At 35.2% G+C, this 233-nt stretch carries 1 pseudogene; it reads right to left on the bottom strand.

The annotated features are described in order from the left end of the window. A pseudogene (locus SB775_RS34140) lies at positions 1-233 on the bottom strand (SgrR family transcriptional regulator); the annotation flags it as partial.

Below are 233 nucleotides of genomic sequence, written 5' to 3'. Positions count from 1 at the left end.
ATGAGGACCAGGTTTTGTAAAGTTGAAGCTAGCATAAATACAACCTATTTCTTCTATTTGTATATCATGTCTTTCATTTTCTTCTTCATTTGGTAGTTCATAATCAGCATCTATTTGCACATGATCAGGAATACCCCAAAATTCAATACGGTCTAGTAACGCACGCTCTTTAAAATAATGGGTGAACGCTTCGAGTACGATATTGTCTTCAGTGTAATGAGCAAGTTTGAAAG

Source organism: Peribacillus sp. SIMBA_075 (assembly GCF_046534585.1).
Note: the sequence above shows the minus strand (reverse complement) of the source record. Positions and strands in the feature narration are given on the sequence as shown.